Source organism: Azonexus sp., assembly GCF_036170495.1.
GTDB lineage: Bacteria > Pseudomonadota > Gammaproteobacteria > Burkholderiales > Rhodocyclaceae > Azonexus.
In genome coordinates, this window is sequence record NZ_JAVHPH010000474.1 from 1 (window position 1) to 1,573 (window position 1,573).

The 1,573-nt window shown below is 62.6% G+C and carries 2 protein-coding genes; both read right to left on the minus strand.

Features of this window, described 5'->3' with window-relative positions; translation table 11 throughout:
• A partial coding sequence (locus ADADOO_RS17120) for an anthranilate synthase component I family protein (protein ID WP_511278723.1) occupies positions 1-983 on the minus strand: 983 nt, incomplete at its 3' end.
• A 122-nt stretch (positions 984-1,105) separates the two neighbouring features.
• Positions 1,106-1,573 (minus strand): HAD-IA family hydrolase (locus ADADOO_RS17125; protein WP_511278724.1); only part of this gene is annotated, 468 nt, incomplete at its 5' end.

Genomic DNA, 1,573 nt, shown 5'->3' on the forward strand with positions numbered 1-1,573 from the left:
CGTTCCTTCTCGTCGGCCAGCAGTTCGGCGGCCAGTGCGGCATCTTCTTCCGGCGAGGCACCGCGTTTGCGCGTGCCGGCAATCGGCCGCACGGTGACGCGGTCGCCTTCGAGGCGAACGAGAATTTCCGGCGAGGCGCCGACGACATGAAAATCCTCGAAATCGAAGTAAAACATGTAGGGCGACGGATTGAGGCTGCGCAGCGTGCGGTAGAGCGCCAGCGGGCTGGCCCCAAAGGGTTTGGTCATGCGCTGCGACAGCACAACCTGCATGACATCGCCCTCGGTGATGTAGTCCTTGGCCTTGAGCACGGCCTGCTTGAACGCCGCTTCGCCGAAGGTGGAAACGGCCTCCTGGGAATGCACCGGCTTTTCGCTCGGGATGACGACTGGCGTGCGCAGCTTGGCGAGCAGTTCCATGAGCCGCGCCCGCGCTTTCTGGTAGGCGCTTGGGAAGCCTGGCTCGGCGAAGACCACCAGCGTCAGTTTGCCGGACAGGTTGTCGACGACGGCGATTTCTTCGGAGAGCAGCAGGCCGATGTCCGGCGTGCCGATGTCGTCCGGTTTGTTGGTGCGCGTCAGCTTGGTTTCGACGTAGCGGATGGTGTCGTAGCCGAAGCAGCCGACGAGGCCGCCGCAGAAACGTGGCAGGCCGGCCTGCGGGGCGGCACGGAAGCGCGCCATGAACTTGCCGATGAATTCGAGCGGGTTGGTGTCGTCCTCGCGCTCGGCCACCCGGTTGCCGGTCAGCACCATGACCTGGTGGCCGGTGACGACGATGCGCGTCTGGGCGGCGAGGCCGATGATCGAGTAGCGGCCGAAACGCTCACCGCCCTGCACCGATTCGAGCAGGTAGGTGTAGGGCGCGTTGGCCAGCTTGAGGTAGATCGACAGCGGCGTGTCGAGATCGGCAAACGTTTCCAGCGTAACGGGAATACGGTTGTAGCCTTGCGCGGCAAGCGCGTTGAATTCGGTTTCAGTCATGGGGAAGCCTCGAAAATGACAGGGTGTTGCGGTCTGGAGCGTTGCGCCGCGAGGGCGCGCGAAAGGAGATCAGGGGCGCCAGCGGCGCCAACCTTGCCATTCGTTCCAGATTCGCAGAGTCGTCATTTGTGTTTGAGGTCTTGAAAAGTGAGGGCTTGCCGGTAGGCGACAAGCAAATCGGATACTAGCGCATCGCAATCGGCGCTGTCCACCGGCTTGCCTTCGTTGTAGCCGTAGGGCACGGCATAGGCTGGACAACCGGCGGCGCGGGCCGACAGGATGTCGTTTTCCGAGTCGCCGATGTGCAGATTGCGGTCCGGCCGGACGTTGAACAGACGGCAGGCGTGCAGGATGGGCTCGGGGTGCGGTTTCTTGTGTGAGGTCGTATCGCCGGAAACAACCACGTCGAAATAGTCGGCCAGCCCCATGCGATCGAGCAGTTGCTCGGTGAACATGCCCGGCTTGTTGGTCACGACGCCCATCTTGAGGCCGCTGGCTTTCCAGGCGTCCAGGCCGTCGAGAACACCTGCGTAAATTTGGCAAAATTTCCCGTTGACCGTGGAATAGTGGCGTTTGAAGGATTCGATGGC